Below are 17,409 nucleotides of genomic sequence, written 5' to 3'. Positions count from 1 at the left end.
CGATCGTCACAGGTAGGGCCGCTGCGCTCGGCGATCGGCTTCGTAGGCCGTGCGCGCCCGCTGGGTCGAGTCGAGTGTGGACACCTCGGCGACCGGCACCTCCCACCAGGCCCCGTCGCCGGAACCGGGCGCCAGCGGGTCGGTCTGGATGTACACGGCCGTCGTCGTCTCGGCGTCGAGGGCCCGGCGCAGCGCATCCCGGAACTCCGTGGGGGTGGATGCGCGAAGCACGTCCGCACCGAGACTCTCGAGGTTGAGCGCGAGGTCGACGGGCAGCGCGCCTCCCGCCGCGGGTCCCGCCGCAGCGCCGAACCGGTACCGGGTGCCGAAGCGCTGGGATCCGACCGACTCGGACAGGTTGCCGATCGAGGCGAACCCGTCGTTGTCGATCAGCACGACGACGAGTTTCAGCCCCTCTGCCACCGCCGTGACCAACTCCTGCGCCAGCATGAGGTACGAGCCGTCGCCGACGACCGCGACCACCTGGATGCCCGGCTCGGCCAGCTTCACGCCGAGCGCGCCGGCGATCTCGTAGCCCATCGTGGAGAACCCGTACTCCACGTGATATTGCTTGGCCGAGCGCGGCTCGAACAGCTTGTGGAGGTCGCCCGGGGCCGATCCGGCGGCGTTGACCACGACATCCCGCTCGCCGATCTCCTCGTTCAGGATGCCGAGCAGCTCGACCTGAGAGGTGCGTCCGGTTTCGCCGCGGTGCAGCCAGTCGAGGTCGAGCAGCCGGCCGCGCGTCACCGCCCAGTCGGCGCGAGCTGCGGCTACCGCGGCCCGGTAGGACGGGGCGGTCGAGTGCCCGTTCAGCGCATCCGACAGCGCGGCGATGCCAGCCCGGGCGTCGCCGGTCACCGCGAGACCGGCGAGCTTCACCGCATCCGCCGAACCGACGTTGAGGTTGACGAACCGCACTCCCGGGTCGGCGAACAGCGAGCGCGAGGCGGTGGTGAAGTCCGAGTACCGCGTCCCGATCCCGATCACCACGTCCGCCGCAGCGGCGAGCGTGTTGGCGGCGGTCGTTCCCGTCGCGCCCACTCCCCCGACGTCGAGCGGATGCTCGCCCGGCAACGCACCCTTGCCCGCCTGGGTCTGCCCCACCGGGATGCCGTGCCGCTCGGCGAACGAGGCGAGCGCCTCCTCGGCCCCCGAGTAGTGCACGCCTCCGCCGGCCACGATGAACGGTCGCTCGGCCGCCGCGATGATCGCCGCAGCGTCGGCGACGGCATCCTCGTCGGGCCGCAGGCGCGGGATGCGCCAGACCCGGGTGCCGAAGAGCTCCTCCGGCCAGTCGTGGGCCTCGGCCTGCACGTCCTGCGGCAGGGCGATCGTGACGGCCCCGGTTCGCGCCGGGTCGGTCAGCGCCTCCATCGCTCCCAGCAGCGCGGCCGGCAGCTGCTCGGGCCGCCAGACGCGGTCGAAGAAGGCCGACACCGGACGGAACGCGTCGTTCACGGTCACGTCGCGCGCATCCTGCCGCTCCAGCTGCTGCAGCACCGGGTCGGGGTGACGGCTAGCGAACACGTCGGCCGGCAGCAGCAGCACCGGGATGCGATTCACCGTGGCGAGCGCCGCCCCGGTCACCATGTTGGTCGCGCCCGGCCCGATCGAGGTCGTGACCGCGAGCGTCGACAGCCGGTTGCGGTGCTTGGCGAACGCCGCCGCGGCATGCACCGCACCCTGCTCGTTGCGGGCCAGCCAGTACGGCATCCGGCCCGGCTCGTCGATGTCGCTCTGCAGCAGCGCCTGACCGAGCCCGGCGACGTTACCGTGGCCGAAGATCCCGAAGAACCCCTCGATCAGCCGGTGCTCGACGCCGTCGCGAACCGTGTGCTGCGCTCCGAGAAAGCGCACGACCGCCTGACCGACGGTGAGACGGACGGTACCGGTCATGAGGTGACTCCTGTGTGCTCGGTGAACGGGAGGCGCGGATCGATCTGCTCGGTCGCCCACTGCTCGCGGATCCACGCGTGATCGGGGTGGTCGCTGATGAGCCATTCGCGGTCCGGATGCGCCTGCGTTCGCGGTCCGGCCATCACGTTCAAGTAGTACAGGTCGTGGCCGGGTGCCGCCACCGTCGGGCCGTGGTAGCCGAACGGGATGGTCACGACATCGCCGGTGCGGACCTCTGCGGTGACATCGATGGCCCCGGCGCCGGACGCCGAGACCCGGTGCAGCGCGAAGCCCTCCGTGCCGGCCGACGACGGCGCCACCTCGAAGTAGTAGATCTCCTCGAGCGCTGTCTCGTTCGGGCCATCGGCGTCGTGCTTGTGCGGCGGATACGACGACCAGGTGCCGCCGTGATGCATGACCTCGCAGGCGATCAGCCGGTCGGCGCGAATGGCCGACGGGGTGCCGAAGTTGTTGACCTGGCGACTGCAGATGCCGGCCCCGCGCAGTTCGGTGGACACCGCATCCTTCGCCAGATACTGCACCGGATGCGCGACCTCGGCCACCGCCCACGGCACGGCCACCCGCGCCCCGTTTCCGGCCGTGACGGTCGCACGCGTTCCGACCGGAAGGTAGAGCACATCCGTCACACCCCACGGGCTCGGGCGACCCTCGAGCACGTACTCCCCGTCGCCCGCCACGGCGACCGTGCAGCCCCCGGCGAGCGGGACGACGATGCCTTCGCGGCCATCGAACGCGACCGTCCACGGCTCGCCGGGAGCGAGCGTGACCACATCGAGCCCGGTGAACCTCCAGTCGGTCCCGTCCGGCCGCACCGCGACATCGAGCGGACCCTCGGCGAGCGTGCCGCGGGGGAAGAAGTGATCGGTCATCTCGGCATCCTCGGATCTGTCGGCACGGGGTCAGCGGTCGGGGTGAACCAGTGCGGCGGCGGTGTCCACCGCACGCACCACATCGCCATCGGGCGGGTACAGCAGCGAGCGCCCGACCACGAGCCCGCGCACTCCCGGCAGTTCCAGCGCATCGGCCCAGGAGGCGTAGGCGGCATCCGGATGCGCGCTCGGGTCTCCGCCGAGGAGCAGCGTCGGCAGGGTGGTCGCCGCCATCACCCGCTCCATCTCGGCCACCACCGGCAGCTTCAGCCAGGTGTACGCCGAGCTGGCGCCGAGGCCGGAGGCGATCGCGATCGAGGTGATCACCGCATCCGGGCTCAGATCGTTGAGGATGCGCCCGTCGTGCCACTCACTCAGGAACGGCTCGATCATGATCGGCAGCCTGCTCGCCGCCGCCGCCGAGACGGCGCGCGCCGTGGACTCCAAGGTGGCCGCGCTGCCGGGGTCGGCCAGGTTGATGCGCAGCAGCACCTTTCCGAAGTCGATGCCCGCACGCACGAGACCCTCGACGTCGTAGGCGGTGTAGCGGTCGTCCATCTCGAACGCCGCATCCTTCAGGCCGCCGCGGTTCATCGACCCGACGACGACCTTGCCGTCGAGCGCGCCGAGGGCCGCCAGGTCTTCGATGATGTCGGGCGTGCCGAGCACTCCGTCGACGCCGGGCCGGCCGAGTGCCGACGTCAGCCGGTCGAGCAGCTCGTAGCGGTCGGCCATCGCCCGGGGGTCGGCGCCCACCGCGAGCGCACCGCGCGCCGGATGGTCGGCGGCGAGGATGAAGAGCCGGCCGTCTGGGCGCGGCACCGGTCGGCGGCGTTCGGCCACGAGGGCGGCCAGCCGCTCTGGTTCGGACGCACGCAGCTCGCGGAGCCGGGCGAACCGGTCGTCAGACGGCGACATGGCCCGCTCCCATCGCGGTCTCCACCTCGTCGGTGGTCGGCATCGCCGTCGAGCACTCGAGCCTGGTAGCGACGATCGCTCCGGCCACATTGGCGAACCGGATGGTCCGCTCCAGCGACCAGCCCGCCAGCAGTCCGTGGCAGAGGGCGCCACCGAATCCATCGCCGGCGCCGAGGCCGTTCAGCACCTGCACGGGGAAGGCCTCCACCTCCACCGTCTCGGTCCGCGTCTTGGCCAGCACGCCCCGCGGGCCCTGCTTCACCACGGCGAGTTCGACTCCGCGGTCGAGCAGCGCATCGGCCGCCAGGTGCGGATCCGTCTCACCGACGGCGATCTCGCACTCGTCACGATTGCCGACCGCCACCGTGACCTGCTCGAGCGCACGCTGCACCTCCTCCGTCGCCTGTGCGGCCGATTCCCAGAACATCGGCCGGTAGTCGAGATCGAGCACGGTGAACGGCGTGCGGCCACGGTGCGCCCAGGCGGCGTGGTGAGCGGATCGACTCGGCTCGCGGGAGAGCCCGGTCACGGTCGCCCAGAACACACCGGCGTCGCGGACCGCCTCCGCATCCAGCTCATCCGGGTGGATGACGAGGTCGGGTGCGATCGGATCGCGATAGAAGTAGAGAGGGAAGTCGTCGGGTGGAAAGAGCTCGCACAGGGTGATCGGCGTCGCGAGTCCGGGGACCGCCGAGACGAAACGGTCGTCGACCCCCAGCCTGCGCAACTCGGCGTGCACGTAGCGGCCGAACGGATCTGGGCCGGTGCGCGTGATGATCGCCGCACGGCGGCCGTGGCGAGCCGCAGCGATGGTCACGTTGGTGGCGCTGCCGCCCAGGTATTTGCCGAACGTCTCGACCTCGTCGAGACCGACGCCGCTCTGCAACGGATAGAGATCGACCCCGACCCGACCGATGGCGAGCACGTCGAAGGCGTTGCCGGATGTTCGTGCTGTCGTCATCGACGTCGCTCCATGTCCTTACATATTGACATTGCCAGCCTAGGGCAGCCGCCGAAGCCGCCGTAAGCCCGCTTGCCGGGGATTTCGCGGTTCGCGGCGCTTGAACCGGCCGCTGTCGGAGGCCACTGCCACACTGACAGCATGGATCCCATCCTCTCGCTCCTCCTCGGACTCCTCGCCGGCCTCATCGTCGGCGCAGCGGCCGGCGGCTTCGCCGTCGCGACCCTGCTGCGTCGCCGCGCAGAGGCCGCCGCGCCGACGGCCCCGGTCGAAGACCCGGCCGTCACCGCTGCCCGGCACGAGGCCGAGCTGGCGCAGACGAGAGCGGCCGAGGCGGCGATCCGCGCCGAGATCTCCAGCGACCTCGCGGCAGCCCAGGCGACTGTCGACTCGCTCAAGGAGCAGGTGCACGCCCACCAGGAGCAGTATCGCGAGGTCATCGAGCGCCACCGCGCCGAAGCGCAGGCCGCCGCGGAGCGCGAGCGCGCTGAGAGCAAGGTGCTGCAGGCGCTGGCCCCGGTGCGCGAGAGCCTCAGCGAGATGCAGAAGAAGGTCGTCGAGCTCGAGTCGCAGCGCAGTGAACAGCACGGGCAGCTGACGCAGCAACTCAAGTCGGCCACTGAATCGGAGGAGCGGCTGCGCAGCACCGCCGAGTCGCTCGCGTCAGCACTCCGCTCCAACAGCACCCGCGGCGTCTGGGGCGAGACCCAGCTGCGCAGCGTCGTCGAAGCCGCCGGGCTCATCGAGCGCGTCGACTTCGACGTTCAGTCGAGCATCCACTCGGATGCGGGCGCCGGGCGTCCCGACATGATCGTGCGCCTCCCCGGCGGCAAGAGCATCGCGCTCGACGCCAAGGTGCCGTTCAACGCCTACCTCGAGGCCAGCCAGATCCCGGCCACCGCAACCGGCCTCGACGGCGCGCGGCGCGAATCCCTGCTCAAGCAGCACGTCAAAGCGGTGCGCGACCACATCACCGCGCTCGGAAGCAAGGCGTACTGGGCGGGGCTCGAGTCCTCCCCCGAACTCGTGATCGCTTTCATCCCGAGCGAGTCCCTGGTGTCGTCGGCGATGGAGGCCGACCCGTCGATCATGGAGTTCGCGTTCAGCAAGCGCGTCGCCCTCGCCTCGCCCGTGACCCTCTGGTCGGTGCTCAAGACCGTCGCGTTCAGCTGGCAACAGGATGTGCTCACGCAGGAGGCGAAGGAGCTCTTCGACCTGAGCCGCACGCTCTACACGCGCCTGTCCACCACCGCGAGCCACATCGAGAAGCTCGGCCGTTCTCTGGAACGTACCGTCAAGGATTACAACGGCTTCGTCGGCTCATTCGAGCGCCAGGTCTTCCCCGCAGCTCGCAAACTCAACGCCCTCGACGAGTCGAAGGTGATCGGGGTGTTGAACGGAATCGAGGAGGCCCCGCGCGAGATCACCGCGTTCGAACTCGTCGCTGAGCTGGAGCTCGAACTCGAGCCCCGCGACATGCACGGCGTCGACAAGCTCGCCCTGCAGGAGAAGGCGGCGGCCGAGCACGACACCGCCGCCGCTCGCGACGCCGACGACCTCAAGTCGGCGTGAGGTCCTGAGCGCCGACCTCCTCGCCGTACGTCGTCAGAGCTGGTCGGGCTCGAGCCACTTGGAAGCGACGTGGTCGGCGATCACGCGCCGGATGGTTCCGCTCTTGGATCGCATGACGATCGACTCGGTGCGGATGATCGGCCCCTTGCGGCGCACGCCCTCCACCAGACCACCGTCGGTGACGCCGGTCGCGACGAAGAAGGTGTTGTCGCCCTTGACCAGGTCGTCGGCGCCATAGACCCTGTCCATGTCGAGGCCGGCAGCGATGCCGCCCGCGCGCTCCGCCTCGTCTTTGGGCGCCAGCCTGCCCTGCATGAACCCGTTGAGAGCCTTGATCGCGGCCGCGGTGGTGATGCCCTCGGGGCTGCCGCCGATCCCGATGCACATGTCGATGCGCGACTCGTAGCGGGCGGCATTGATGCCGCCGGCGACGTCACCGTCGAGCAGGAGGCGCGTTCCGGCGCCCGCAGCGCGGATCTCCTCGATCAGCCCCTCGTGGCGCGGACGGTCGAGGACGGCGATGCGCATCTCGCCCACCGGCTTGCCCTTCGCCCTGGCCAGCTCCCGGATGTTCTCCGCCACCGTCTGAGACAGGTCGACGACCCCGGCGCCCTCGGGCCCGGTGACGATCTTGTCCATGTAGAACACGCTCGACGCATCCAGCATCGTGCCGCGGTCGGACACCGCGATCACCGAGAGCGCGTTCTGCCGTCCGGCGGCGGTCAGCGACGTGCCGTCGATCGGATCGACCGCGATGTCGACGGCCGGTCCACGACCGTTGCCGACTTGCTCCCCGTTGAAGAGCATCGGCGCACGGTCTTTCTCGCCCTCGCCGATGACGACCAGTCCGTCGAAGTTGACCGTTCCGAGGAACTTGCGCATCGCATCCACCGCTGCACCATCGGCCGCATTCTTGTCGCCACGGCCGATGAACGGCGTCGCACGGATCGCCGCCGCCTCAGTGGCTCGCACCAGCTCCATCGCCAGGTTTCGGTCGGGGTGCAGAAACAGGGTGGCTGTGTCTGTACTTGGCGGGGTGGAACTGGTCATGATGGGTCCTCCCGGACGGATTCGGCGACAGTGCGGAGCACCGCTGACAGCGGCGAGCCCAGTTTATCCGCGGGAGCAGCCCAGTGGCCGGGATGCGCACGAACGTTCACCATGCGAACGCGCTGTGTATCCCCGCTGTCTCCTGCGGCCGGCGGCGACTGCCGGAAGCCGCCTCGGTATGATGAGTCCCGTTCGCCCTACCGACTTCAAGGAGCCGTCATGCCCATCGCCACGCCGGATCAGTACGCAGAAATGCTCGACAAGGCGAAGGCCGGTGGGTTCGCCTACCCGGCGTTCAACGTGTCGTCCTCGCAGACGATCAACGCCGTGCTCCAGGGTCTCACCGAGGCCGGCAGCGACGGCATCATCCAGGTCACCACGGGAGGTGCGGACTACTTCGCCGGCCAGACGGTGAAGAACCGCGCATCCGGAGCCCTCGCCTTCGCGAGGTTCGCCACCGAGGTCGCCAAGAACTACCCCGTCACGGTCGCCCTCCACACCGACCACTGCCCGAAGGACGCGCTCGAGGGCTTCGTGCTGCCCCTCATCGCCGCGAGCGAAGAAGAGGTGAAGGCCGGACGCAACCCGATCTTCCAGTCGCACATGTGGGACGGCTCGGCCGTACCGCTCGGCGAGAACCTGACGATCGCGGAAGACATGCTGAAGCGCACGCGGGCGATCAACGCGATCCTCGAGGTCGAGATCGGCGTCGTCGGCGGCGAGGAAGACGGCGTCAGCCACGACATCAACGAGCACCTCTACACCACGCTCGACGACGCGATCCAGACCGTCGAGGCGCTCGGCCTCGGAGAGAACGGCCGGTACATGGCCGCCCTCACGTTCGGCAACGTGCACGGCGTCTACAAGCCGGGCAACGTCAAGCTGCGCCCGGAACTGCTGAAGACGATCCAGGACGGCCTCGCAGCCAAGTACGGTCACGGCCCCAAGCCGCTCGACCTCGTCTTCCACGGCGGATCGGGTTCGACGGATGCGGAGATCGCCGAGGCGGTCGCCAACGGCGTCGTCAAGATGAACATCGACACCGACACCCAGTACGCGTTCACCCGCACGATCGCGGACTACATGTTCAAGAACTACGACGGCGTGCTCAAGATCGACGGCGAGGTGGGCAACAAGAAGCTCTACGACCCGCGCGCCTGGGGCAAGGTCGCCGAAACCGGTATGGCGGCCCGCGTCGTCGAGGCGACGCAGCAGCTCGGCTCGGCCGGACACTCCGGCAAGTAGCAACCGGCGGCGGCCGGGGCTTTGTGCCCCGGCCGCCGTTCCACATCGCAGGGAGGACGGCCGCATGGCCGACGACGAGAAACAACCCGACAAGCGCCCGCGCCCCCAGTTCGGCGAGCTGGCGCCCGAGGGCTGGGTCTGGCATCCACCCGCGGACCAGAATCGGCTCGACACCTCGCGACCCCTGGACGACAGCCAGCCTGCAGATCCGGCGGCCGGGGGCTCAGCCGGCAGGTACGGCGAGCAGCGACCGGACGCTCCCGTGCATCCGCCGGCCCCGCATCCGTCGACGACCCATCCCCCGGTCGGTCAGCCGTACACGGGGCACCCGTACCCGCCGCCGGAGGCTCAGCCGGGCTTGCCCGCTCAGCTGAAGCGCGCCACTCCACGCTGGAACGTCGGCTGGACGATCGCGCTGCTGATCGTCGGCTTTCTCGGGATGTCGTACTCGATCGGCGTCATCAACGCCTTTCCCGCGGCGATCCAGCTGGTCCACGCCAACGAGAACCTCGGGGACTATGTCCCTGCCCCCTCCGTCTCGGGCATCATGACAGCCGGCTCGATCGCGATGGGCGCGATCTGGATCATCTCGACGGGCATCACCGTGCTGCTCCTGGTTCGACGCAGGATGTCGTTCTACGTGCCGCTCATCGCCGGCGTCATCGCGTTCATCGCCCTGTTCGTCTTTCTCTCGATCGTGATCTCAACCGATCCGGCGCTGCTGAGCTTCTACAGCGGCATCAGCCCTGCGACGACGACACCGCCCACCTCGACCCCCTAGGCATCGGAATCCAGGCGAGGACCGTGCCGACGATGAGCAGCACACTCGCGAGAAGGCCGAAGCGGGCCATCGACGCGCCCCTGAAGGCGTCGAAGGAGAAGGTCGCCAGGAGTGCGATCGTGGCGATGAGGCCGAGCCCGCCCGTGAAGGTCAGGAGGAGCCTGCCGTAGTCGCCGTCTCGAATCAGCCCGAAGAGGCCCAGCAGCGTCAGCACGGCGATCGCCAGCAGAACGGACGCGATGACGAGCGCGCCCGTTCCCCAGGCGTCGGCGGGTCCGCTCTCCCCGAGCAGTCCGAGGGCGGAGTAGAACAGCATCCCTGCAAGCATCAGGATGATGGCCGCCGCGATCGAGACGACGATCACGGCAGCCATCACCGAGGGCGCGAGCGGTTTCCTCGAGGCGATTACTCTGGGCTCATTGATATTTGACATATCGCAAAGCTAGCACCGCGCACGGGAACTAGGCAGCGATGGCTTCGCGCGCCTCGAGAAGCCCGTCGACGAGCGCCGTCGTCGGGCGTCCGATGAGTTCGCTGAGTGTTCCAGGTGCGTCGTCGAGATCGCCTTCCCGGATGTTGCCGTCGAGCGCGACCACGAATCCAGCGGTCGCCTCGTCGAGCCCTGCAGCGATGAGGATGCTCGTGTGCTCCTCGGGCGAGACCGGCCGGTAGTCGACCTCGCGGCCCAGGATGCCGCCGATCGCGGCGGCGAGGTCGTCGAACGTCCACGCCACGTCGCCCGAGAGCTCGTAGACCGCGCCCTCGTGACCCGGTGTCGTCAGCACGACAGCGGCAGCCTCGGCGTAGTCCCGGCGCGTCGCGCTCGCGACCCGCCCGTCGCCGACGCTGGCGACGAGCGCACCGGTCTGCGCGGCGGTGTCGACCTGGTCGAGGTAGTTCTCGGTGTACCAGTTGTTGCGCAGGATGGTCACCGGCAGGCTCGAATCGGAGAGCAGTCGCTCGGTGGCCGCGTGCTCGGGGGCCAGTACGAGGTTCGTGTCGGTGGCGTGAGGCGCGCTCGTGTAGACGATCCGGCCGACTCCGGCCTTCTCGGCCGCCTCGATGGCGTTCGCGTGCTGCTGGACGCGCTTGCCGACCTCGCTCCCGGAGACCAGGAGGAGCGCATCCGCACCCTCGAATGCCGGCACGAGCGTCTCGGGCCGGTCGAAGTCGATGACTGCGGTCTGCACGCCGCTGGCCGCCAGCTGCGCGAGCTTCTGCTCCGAGCGGCCCAGCGCGCGGATCTCGGCGGGGGCGACTCCTCGCTCGAGCAGGGATTCGACGACGAGGCGTCCGAGGTGGCCGGATGCTCCGGTGACGACGATGGTCATGGTGTGTTCCTTTCGGTCGGTTATCAGCGACAACCGGCCTCATGGCCCGAAACTTCCCGGTCGAAGGTACCCACCTTTTGGTAAGTTACTGACGTGGACACCAGTTTTCAGTCAGTGAACGGTTTCGGTTTCACGGATGGGGTGCTTCCCTCCGCCTGCCCGAGCCGAATCGTGCTCAACCACGTCACCAGCACCTGGGGCGTCCTCGTGCTCGTCGCGCTCTCTCAGCGCGACCACCGGTGGGGGGAACTCCGCCGCACTGTGCAGGGCATCAGCGAGAAGATGCTCGCGCAGACCCTGAAAACGCTCGAACGCGATGGGTTCGTCTCCCGCACGGCGCAGCCGACGATCCCGCCACGGGTCGACTACAGCCTGACCGAACGCGGACGTGAGCTCACCGAGCACCTGCTGCCGCTCATGTCGTGGATCGCCACCAATGCCGACGAGATTCTCGACGACGCGTCGTAGCAGGTGGCGCAGGGCTACGGGCGCGTGCGGGTGTCCTGCTTGCGCAGTTCCTTGGGCAGCGAGAACATCAGGTCCTCCTCGGCCGTCTTGACCTCCTGCACATCGCCGTAACCGGCTCCGCGCAGGTCGTCGAGCACCTCCTGCACGAGCACCTCGGGCACGGATGCGCCGCTCGTCACACCGACGGAGGCGACGCCGTCGAGCCACTCCTGCTTGATCTCGCTGGCGTAGTCGACACGGTAGGCCGCTTTGGCGCCGTACTCGAGCGCGACCTCGACGAGGCGTACCGAGTTGGACGAGTTCGCCGAGCCGACGACGATGACGAGATCGGCGTCCTCGGCGACCTTCTTGATCGCGACCTGTCGGTTCTGGGTGGCGTAGCAGATGTCGTCGCTGGGGGGATCCTGCAGATGCGGGAACCGCTCGCGCAGCCGGCGCACCGTCTCCATCGTCTCGTCGACCGAGAGCGTGGTCTGCGACAGCCAGACGACCTTCTCCGGGTCTTTCACCGTGATCCGGTCGACGTCGTCCGGTCCGTTCACCAGGGTGACGTGATCAGGGGCCTCGCCCGCTGTGCCCTCGACCTCTTCATGGCCTTCGTGGCCGATCAGCAGGATCTCGAAGTCGTCGCGAGCGAACCGCACGGCTTCGCGGTGCACCTTGGTGACCAGCGGACAGGTGGCGTCGATCGCCTGGAGTCCGCGATCTGCAGCCGACTTCACGACGGCCGGAGAGACTCCGTGCGCGCTGAAGACGACGTGCGCACCGGTCGGAACCTCGTCGACCTCGTCGACGAAGATCGCGCCCTGCTGTTCCAGGGTCGAGACCACGTGCACGTTGTGCACGATCTGCTTGCGAACGTACACAGGGGCGCCGTAGTGCTCCAAAGCCTTCTCGACGGCCACGACAGCTCTGTCCACACCCGCGCAGTATCCACGGGGTGCGGCCAGCAGCACCCGCTTGTGTCCGACGACCGGGGTATTCTTGAGCCGGCCTCTGGCGCCGGGAATCCTCGGCATCGGCAGACTGATGGTTGCGTCGCTCACCCTTTGATTCTAGGTGCGCGCGCTGAGCACTCGATGGGAGACGACCGTGACGAACGCCTCGAGCCCATCGACGACCGCTGTCCCATCGATGGAGGTCGGCCCGCCCACGCTCGAATCCCCCTGGCCCGTCGCCACGCTGTCGAGCAAGATCCGCGGCTGGATCGACCGGCTCGGCACCGCGTGGGTCGAGGGCGAGATCACGCAGTGGGGCGCATCGGGCGGCAACGTCTACGGCAAGCTCAAAGACCTGAACGAAGACGCGACGATCAGTTTCACGATCTGGTCGTCCGTGAAGTCGCGCATCCCCGCCGACCTCAAGCAGGGCGACCGTGTGATCGCTGCCGTCAAGCCCAATTTCTGGGTCAAGGGCGGAACACTCACGATGCAGGTCTTCGACATGCGTCATGTCGGCCTCGGCGACCTGCTCGAACGGCTCGAACGTCTCCGTGCCGAACTCTCCGCCGAGGGCCTGTTCGCCCTCGACCGCAAGAAGCCTCTGCCCTTCCTCCCGCACTGCATCGGGCTCATCACGGGAAAAGACTCGGACGCCGAGAAGGATGTGCTGCGCAATGCACAGTTGCGGTGGCCGCAGGTGCGCTTCCGCACCATCCACGCCGCCGTGCAGGGCGAACGCACCGTGGCCGACGTCACGGCCGCGCTGCGCACTCTCGACGCGGATCCGGAGGTCGACGTCATCATCGTCGCGCGCGGTGGCGGCGACTTCCAGAACCTCCTGGGCTTCAGTGACGAGACCCTCGTGCGCACGGCCGCCGCGTGCGTCACGCCGATCGTCAGCGCCATCGGTCACGAGGCCGACCGGCCGCTGCTCGACGAGGTCGCCGACCTGCGCGCATCCACCCCCACCGATGCCGCAAAACGTGTCGTGCCGGATGTGGCCGAAGAGCTGGTGCGCGTGCAGCAGGCCCGAACTCGTATCGGCGTGCGGCTGACCCACATGATCGCCGCCGAGATCGACCGGATCGGCCACCTGCGCACGCGCCCGTCGCTCGCCTCCCCGACCTGGATCGTCGACTCACGCGCCGAAGAGCTCACCCGGTTCGTCGCCCGTGGGGCCGAGCTGGTCGAGCGCACCATCGAGCGTGGTGCCACCCGCACCGCAGAACTCCGCGGTCAGCTGCGCGCGCTCTCGCCCCAGGGGACGCTCGACCGCGGCTATGCGATCGTGCAGCTGCCCGGTGGTGCCGTGCTGCGCACACCGGAAGAGGCGCCGGCCGGATCGGCGCTCAGGGTCACGGTCGCAGGCGGATCGCTGACCGCCATCGCCGGCCAGGCCGATCCGGCGGACTCAGCGAGCGACCAGGACGACAAATAGAATGGATGCCATGCCCACCACCGAGGACAAGAGCCTCAGCACCGACACGCTCAGCTACGAGGAGGCGCGAGACGAACTCGTCCGCGTCGTCTCCGAGCTCGAGCAGGGCTCGTCGACCCTCGAACAGTCGATCGCTCTCTGGGAGCGCGGCGAGGCGCTCGCCCGTCGCTGCGAGGAATGGCTGATCGGCGCGAAGGCCCGCCTCGAGGCCGCTCGCGCGGGCGTCGAGTCCGGTGCCGCGGCGTCGGGTTCGCGCGCTGCCGCATCCTCATCCCCGGGAGCCCCTGACACCGAATGACCTCCAGCAAGAAGCCCCCTCCGGTCGTCGCCGAACTCGGCCGACCCGAGACGCCCGAGGAGACCGCCGAGCGCAAAGCGGAGAATTCGCGCAACCACCGCAACCGGCAGACGATCAACAATCTGGTCTATTCGCTGATTGCGACCGTCGCTCTGGTCGCCGTCATCGTGCTCGTCGTCCCCCGCGGCAACCCGGTGGATGTGTCGGCGCCGGTCGACTACAAGTCCGTCGCCGCCGAGGCCCAGGGCTCCGAGCCCGACCGCCTCCTCGTGCCCGTGCTCCCGGCCGGCTGGAAGGCCAACAACGCCGAGCTCGCGACGAAGACGCCCGACAAGGTCGACTCCTGGTACATCGGCCTGCTCACCCCCAAGGGCGAATACATCGGCGTGCGGCAGGGATTCGACGCCAACGAGAGCTGGGTCGCCGAGCAGGTCAACAAGACGATGATCAAGGGCACCACCACCATCGACGGCGTCACCTGGGACGTCTACGACAACCGCTCGTCGGGCGAGGACAACGGCGATGTCGACTACGCCCTCGTCAACACCTCGGGCAAGAGCTCGACCGTCGTCTTCGGCACGGCCACCGACGACGAGTTCCAGGTCGTTGCGCGGTCGCTCGCCGGCCAGATCCGCGAACTGGGAGGTTCTTGATGGGCATGCCACGACCGTCACGAGTGTGGGACGCGATGTTGCGCGGAAATGAGCGTTTCGTCAGCGGCGATCCCGAGCATCCCCGGCAGGATGTGGAGCGTCGCGAGACCGTCGCCGGCGGCCAGGCGCCGCTCGCCGCGATCTTCGGCTGCAGCGACTCCCGCCTCGCCGCGGAGATCATCTTCGACCTCGGTCTCGGCGACGCGTTCGTCGTGCGCAATGCGGGTCAGGTCATGTCGGATTCGGTGCTCGGCTCCCTCGAGTACGCGGTCGGGGTGCTGCATGTTCCCCTCATCCTCGTGCTCGGCCACGACGAGTGCGGCGCGGTGAAGGCCGCGATCGACTCGCAGGCCCCGGATGCGGAGCCCCTGCCCCCGCACATCGCCAACCTCATCCAGCCCATCATCCCGGCCGTGCACCGCGTCTCGCACACGTCGCTCGGGCAGGTCGTCGACACCTCGATCGTCGATGCCAGCGAGGTCGGTCGCGAGCACCTGCGCGACACCGTCGCCGAGCTCCTGGAGAGCTCCGAGATGATCAGCGCTGCCGTCGCCGACGGTTCGTTGGCTATCGTTGGTGCCAACTACCGGCTTCAGGAAGGTCGGGTCGTTCCCGACGTCGTCGTCGGACTGGCCGACCCGGCCGCCGAACACTAACGCGTGAGGATGCCAGCGAACCCGCTGGCCGAGCCGTACGCCCCAGAAAGGAATACACACCGTGGTGGACACCCAGGCGGACACCGACTACCGCATCGAACACGACACGATGGGCGAGGTCCGCGTTCCCGCGGCCGCGCTCTACGGCGCGCAGACTCAGCGTGCCGTGGAGAACTTCCCCATCTCGGGTTCCGTGCTGGAGCCGACCCAGATCGCCGCCCTCGCCCGCATCAAGAAATCGGCCGCCATCGCGAACGCGAAGCTCGGAGTGCTCGACCAGTCGATCGCCGACGCGATCGCCGCCGCCGCTGACGAGGTCGTCACGGGCGTGCACGACGGCGAGTTCCCGATCGACGTCTACCAGACGGGATCCGGCACCTCCTCGAACATGAACATGAACGAGGTGCTCGCCACGCTCGCTTCGCGCAGCCTCGGCCGACCCGTTCATCCGAACGACCACGTGAACGCCTCGCAGTCGTCGAACGACGTCTTTCCGACCTCCGTTCACATCGCGGTGACCGGAGCCCTGATCGACGATCTCATCCCTGCGCTCGACCACCTCGCGGTCGCTCTCGAGGAGAAGGCCGAACTGTGGTCCTCCGCCGTCAAGGCCGGCCGCACCCACCTCATGGACGCCACCCCGGTCACACTCGGCCAGGAGTTCGGCGGGTACGCCGCCCAGATCCGCCTCGGCATCGAGCGCGTTCAGTCCGCTCTGCACCGTGTCGCCGAGGTCCCGCTCGGCGGCACCGCCGTCGGCACCGGCATCAACACCCCTCTCGGCTTTCCGCAGCTGGTCATCGAACTCCTCACCCAGGAGACCGAACTTCCGATCACCGAGGCGCGCAACCACTTCGAGGCCCAGGCCAACCGGGATGCGCTGGTCGAGACCTCCGGCGCCCTCCGCACCATCGCCGTCAGCCTCACCAAGATCTGCAACGACCTCCGCTGGATGGGCTCCGGGCCCAACACCGGCCTCGGCGAGCTGCACATCCCCGACCTCCAGCCCGGTTCTTCGATCATGCCCGGCAAGGTCAACCCGGTCATCCCGGAGGCCGTGCTGATGGTCGCGTCGCGCGTGATCGGCAATGACGCCACGATCGCCTGGAGCGGCGCGTCGGGAAGCTTCGAGCTGAACGTGGCGATCCCCGTCATGGGAACCGCGCTGCTCGAGTCGATCCGCCTGCTCTCCCAGGGCACGCGTGTGCTCGCCGACAGGACCATCGCCGGCCTCGAAGCGAACATCGACCGTGCCCGCGCTCTGGCGGAGTCGTCCCCCTCCATCGTCACCCCGCTCAATCGCGTCATCGGCTACGAGGCGGCCGCGAAGGTCGCCAAGCACTCCGTCGCCAACGGCATGACCGTGCGCGAGGCCGTCATCGACCTCGGTTTCGTCGACCGCGGCGAGGTCACCCTCGAACAGCTCGACAAGGCCCTCGACGTGTTGAGCATGACCCACCCGGGCTGATGCTCACTTCGCCACCTTCGCCAGCCTGAGCTGCAACCGTTCGCGAGGCGCCCTCCCACCCGGAGGGCGCCTCGCGCGTTTCCGTCGGAGTTTCCGCGCCCGCATGGCCCGCTTCTCCGTCGCGACGGACGAATCGCCGTCCCCCGCCCCGAAATCTCCGCCGTGCGCGCGCTACCCCGCCGCGACCGCCACCCAGAACCCGGCGAGCAGGAACGGCCCGAACGGGATCTCCCGATGCGGCCCCGCCCACCTCCCCAGGACCAGCATCGCGACCGCCGCAACACCCGCCGCGACGAACGCGCTGCCCACAGCCAGTCCGACTGCTGCCGCTCCCGACCCGGCGGCGCCGAGCGCGAGCGCGAGCATCCCTGCCAGCTTCACGTCGCCCATCCCGACGCCCCCGAACACGGCGAGCACCCCGAACGCGAGCAGCACCGCTACGCACCATCCCAGGGCTCCCCAGGGCGGAGAGCCGCGAGCGAGCCACTGCCACGCCAGTCCCGCGGCACCGAACGCGAATCCCGGCACGACGAGCGCATTCGGCAGTCGTCGCTCATGCAGGTCGACGACCGTCAACGGCATGGTCACGACCGCAACGTATCCGCACGCCACCACGACAGGCGGCGCCGGACCCAGCCGAACAAGAGCGAGGATCACGAGCGCCGCAGCGAACACGCACAGCGCAGCCACGGCGGCGGGCGTCCGCCTGCGGGCTTGCCACCGTCCGACAACACCGGGAGCCCCTCCCGCGCGCCCAGCCTGCCGGATGCCCAAGGCTCCGGCGACTTCGCGCTGTTCCCGTGCGATCTCCCCCATGCATCAACGCTAGGTCGCCGGACA

Annotated in this window: 18 protein-coding genes; 9 read left to right on the top strand and 9 right to left on the bottom strand. The window is 69.0% G+C overall.

What is annotated here, in order from left to right:
* Positions 1 to 6 precede the first annotated feature (6 nt).
* Genes iolD through iolC form a run of 4 tightly spaced genes read right to left on the bottom strand, consistent with a single transcriptional unit; the run spans position 7 to position 4,668 of the window.
* Positions 7 to 1,899: a 3D-(3,5/4)-trihydroxycyclohexane-1,2-dione acylhydrolase (decyclizing) gene (iolD, locus tag ACFVV0_RS12385; RefSeq protein ID WP_387063175.1), complete on the bottom strand. Its 1,893-nt coding sequence runs from the start codon at positions 1,897 to 1,899 to the stop codon at positions 7 to 9.
* A complete protein-coding gene (gene iolB, locus ACFVV0_RS12380; protein ID WP_387063173.1) occupies positions 1,896 to 2,789 on the bottom strand; it encodes a 5-deoxy-glucuronate isomerase in 894 nt (297 codons plus the stop codon). Before iolB ends, iolD begins: the two co-directional genes overlap by 4 nt.
* A 30-nt stretch (positions 2,790 to 2,819) precedes the next feature.
* Positions 2,820 to 3,707: a class I fructose-bisphosphate aldolase gene (locus ACFVV0_RS12375; protein WP_387063170.1), complete on the bottom strand. Its 888-nt coding sequence runs from the start codon at positions 3,705 to 3,707 to the stop codon at positions 2,820 to 2,822.
* Entirely contained in the window at positions 3,694 to 4,668 is a 975-nt protein-coding gene (iolC, locus tag ACFVV0_RS12370; protein WP_387063168.1) for a 5-dehydro-2-deoxygluconokinase, read from the bottom strand. The genes ACFVV0_RS12375 and iolC overlap by 14 nt, the downstream gene beginning before the upstream one ends.
* Positions 4,669 to 4,809: 141 nt before the next feature.
* Here iolC and ACFVV0_RS12365 point away from each other — a divergent pair, with 141 nt between their 5' ends.
* Entirely contained in the window at positions 4,810 to 6,240 is a 1,431-nt protein-coding gene (locus ACFVV0_RS12365) for a DNA recombination protein RmuC (protein WP_387063166.1), read from the top strand.
* Positions 6,241 to 6,273: 33 nt separating this feature from the next.
* Here the strand turns inward: ACFVV0_RS12365 and glpX are convergent, their stop codons facing one another.
* A complete protein-coding gene (glpX, locus tag ACFVV0_RS12360) occupies positions 6,274 to 7,290 on the bottom strand; it encodes a class II fructose-bisphosphatase (protein WP_387063163.1) in 1,017 nt (338 codons plus the stop codon).
* A 219-nt stretch (positions 7,291 to 7,509) separates the two neighbouring features.
* Here glpX and fbaA point away from each other — a divergent pair, with 219 nt between their 5' ends.
* Positions 7,510 to 8,535 carry a class II fructose-bisphosphate aldolase gene (gene fbaA, locus ACFVV0_RS12355; RefSeq protein WP_387063160.1) on the top strand — a complete coding sequence of 342 codons (1,026 nt, stop codon included), beginning with the start codon at positions 7,510 to 7,512 and terminating at the stop codon, positions 8,533 to 8,535.
* A 64-nt stretch (positions 8,536 to 8,599) separates the two neighbouring features.
* Complete coding sequence (locus ACFVV0_RS12350) at positions 8,600 to 9,316, top strand: DUF6264 family protein (RefSeq protein WP_387063158.1); 717 nt, start codon at positions 8,600 to 8,602, stop codon at positions 9,314 to 9,316.
* On the opposite strand, the gene ACFVV0_RS12345 is transcribed toward ACFVV0_RS12350, so the two are convergent.
* A complete protein-coding gene (locus tag ACFVV0_RS12345; RefSeq protein WP_387063156.1) occupies positions 9,276 to 9,749 on the bottom strand; it encodes a hypothetical protein in 474 nt (157 codons plus the stop codon). The genes ACFVV0_RS12350 and ACFVV0_RS12345 overlap by 41 nt on opposite strands.
* A 28-nt stretch (positions 9,750 to 9,777) precedes the next feature.
* A complete protein-coding gene (locus ACFVV0_RS12340) occupies positions 9,778 to 10,647 on the bottom strand; it encodes an SDR family oxidoreductase (protein WP_387063154.1) in 870 nt (289 codons plus the stop codon).
* A 93-nt stretch (positions 10,648 to 10,740) separates the two neighbouring features.
* Here ACFVV0_RS12340 and ACFVV0_RS12335 point away from each other — a divergent pair, with 93 nt between their 5' ends.
* Positions 10,741 to 11,115: a winged helix-turn-helix transcriptional regulator gene (locus ACFVV0_RS12335; RefSeq protein ID WP_387063151.1), complete on the top strand. Its 375-nt coding sequence runs from the start codon at positions 10,741 to 10,743 to the stop codon at positions 11,113 to 11,115.
* Between the two features lie 14 nt (positions 11,116 to 11,129).
* Here the strand turns inward: ACFVV0_RS12335 and ACFVV0_RS12330 are convergent, their stop codons facing one another.
* Positions 11,130 to 12,134 (bottom strand): 4-hydroxy-3-methylbut-2-enyl diphosphate reductase, encoded by a 1,005-nt coding sequence (locus ACFVV0_RS12330; RefSeq protein ID WP_387063572.1) that lies wholly within the window; start codon positions 12,132 to 12,134, stop codon positions 11,130 to 11,132.
* Between the two features lie 115 nt (positions 12,135 to 12,249).
* Here ACFVV0_RS12330 and xseA point away from each other — a divergent pair, with 115 nt between their 5' ends.
* From xseA to ACFVV0_RS12305, 5 genes are all read left to right on the top strand, one after another.
* The gene (gene xseA / locus ACFVV0_RS12325; RefSeq protein ID WP_387063569.1) at positions 12,250 to 13,494 is read left to right on the top strand and encodes an exodeoxyribonuclease VII large subunit; all 1,245 of its coding nucleotides are present in this window, start codon (positions 12,250 to 12,252) and stop codon (positions 13,492 to 13,494) included.
* Between the two features lie 10 nt (positions 13,495 to 13,504).
* Complete coding sequence (locus ACFVV0_RS12320; RefSeq protein ID WP_387063149.1) at positions 13,505 to 13,792, top strand: exodeoxyribonuclease VII small subunit; 288 nt, start codon at positions 13,505 to 13,507, stop codon at positions 13,790 to 13,792.
* A complete protein-coding gene (locus ACFVV0_RS12315) occupies positions 13,789 to 14,445 on the top strand; it encodes a DUF4245 domain-containing protein (RefSeq protein WP_387063146.1) in 657 nt (218 codons plus the stop codon). Before ACFVV0_RS12320 ends, ACFVV0_RS12315 begins: the two co-directional genes overlap by 4 nt.
* Positions 14,445 to 15,101, top strand: a complete 657-nt coding sequence (locus ACFVV0_RS12310) for a carbonic anhydrase (RefSeq protein ID WP_387063143.1) — start codon at positions 14,445 to 14,447, stop codon at positions 15,099 to 15,101. The genes ACFVV0_RS12315 and ACFVV0_RS12310 overlap by 1 nt, the downstream gene beginning before the upstream one ends.
* A gap of 61 nt (positions 15,102 to 15,162) precedes the next feature.
* The gene (locus tag ACFVV0_RS12305) at positions 15,163 to 16,569 is read left to right on the top strand and encodes a class II fumarate hydratase (RefSeq protein WP_387063140.1); all 1,407 of its coding nucleotides are present in this window, start codon (positions 15,163 to 15,165) and stop codon (positions 16,567 to 16,569) included.
* A 171-nt stretch (positions 16,570 to 16,740) separates the two neighbouring features.
* Here ACFVV0_RS12305 and ACFVV0_RS12300 read toward each other — a convergent pair whose 3' ends face one another.
* Complete coding sequence (locus ACFVV0_RS12300; RefSeq protein WP_387063137.1) at positions 16,741 to 17,385, bottom strand: prepilin peptidase; 645 nt, start codon at positions 17,383 to 17,385, stop codon at positions 16,741 to 16,743.
* Positions 17,386 to 17,409 lie beyond the last annotated feature (24 nt).

Source organism: Leifsonia sp. NPDC058230 (genome assembly GCF_042882245.1).
Taxonomy (GTDB): Bacteria; Actinomycetota; Actinomycetes; order Actinomycetales; family Microbacteriaceae; genus Leifsonia.
This window is presented reverse-complemented; position numbering and strand designations above follow the sequence as displayed.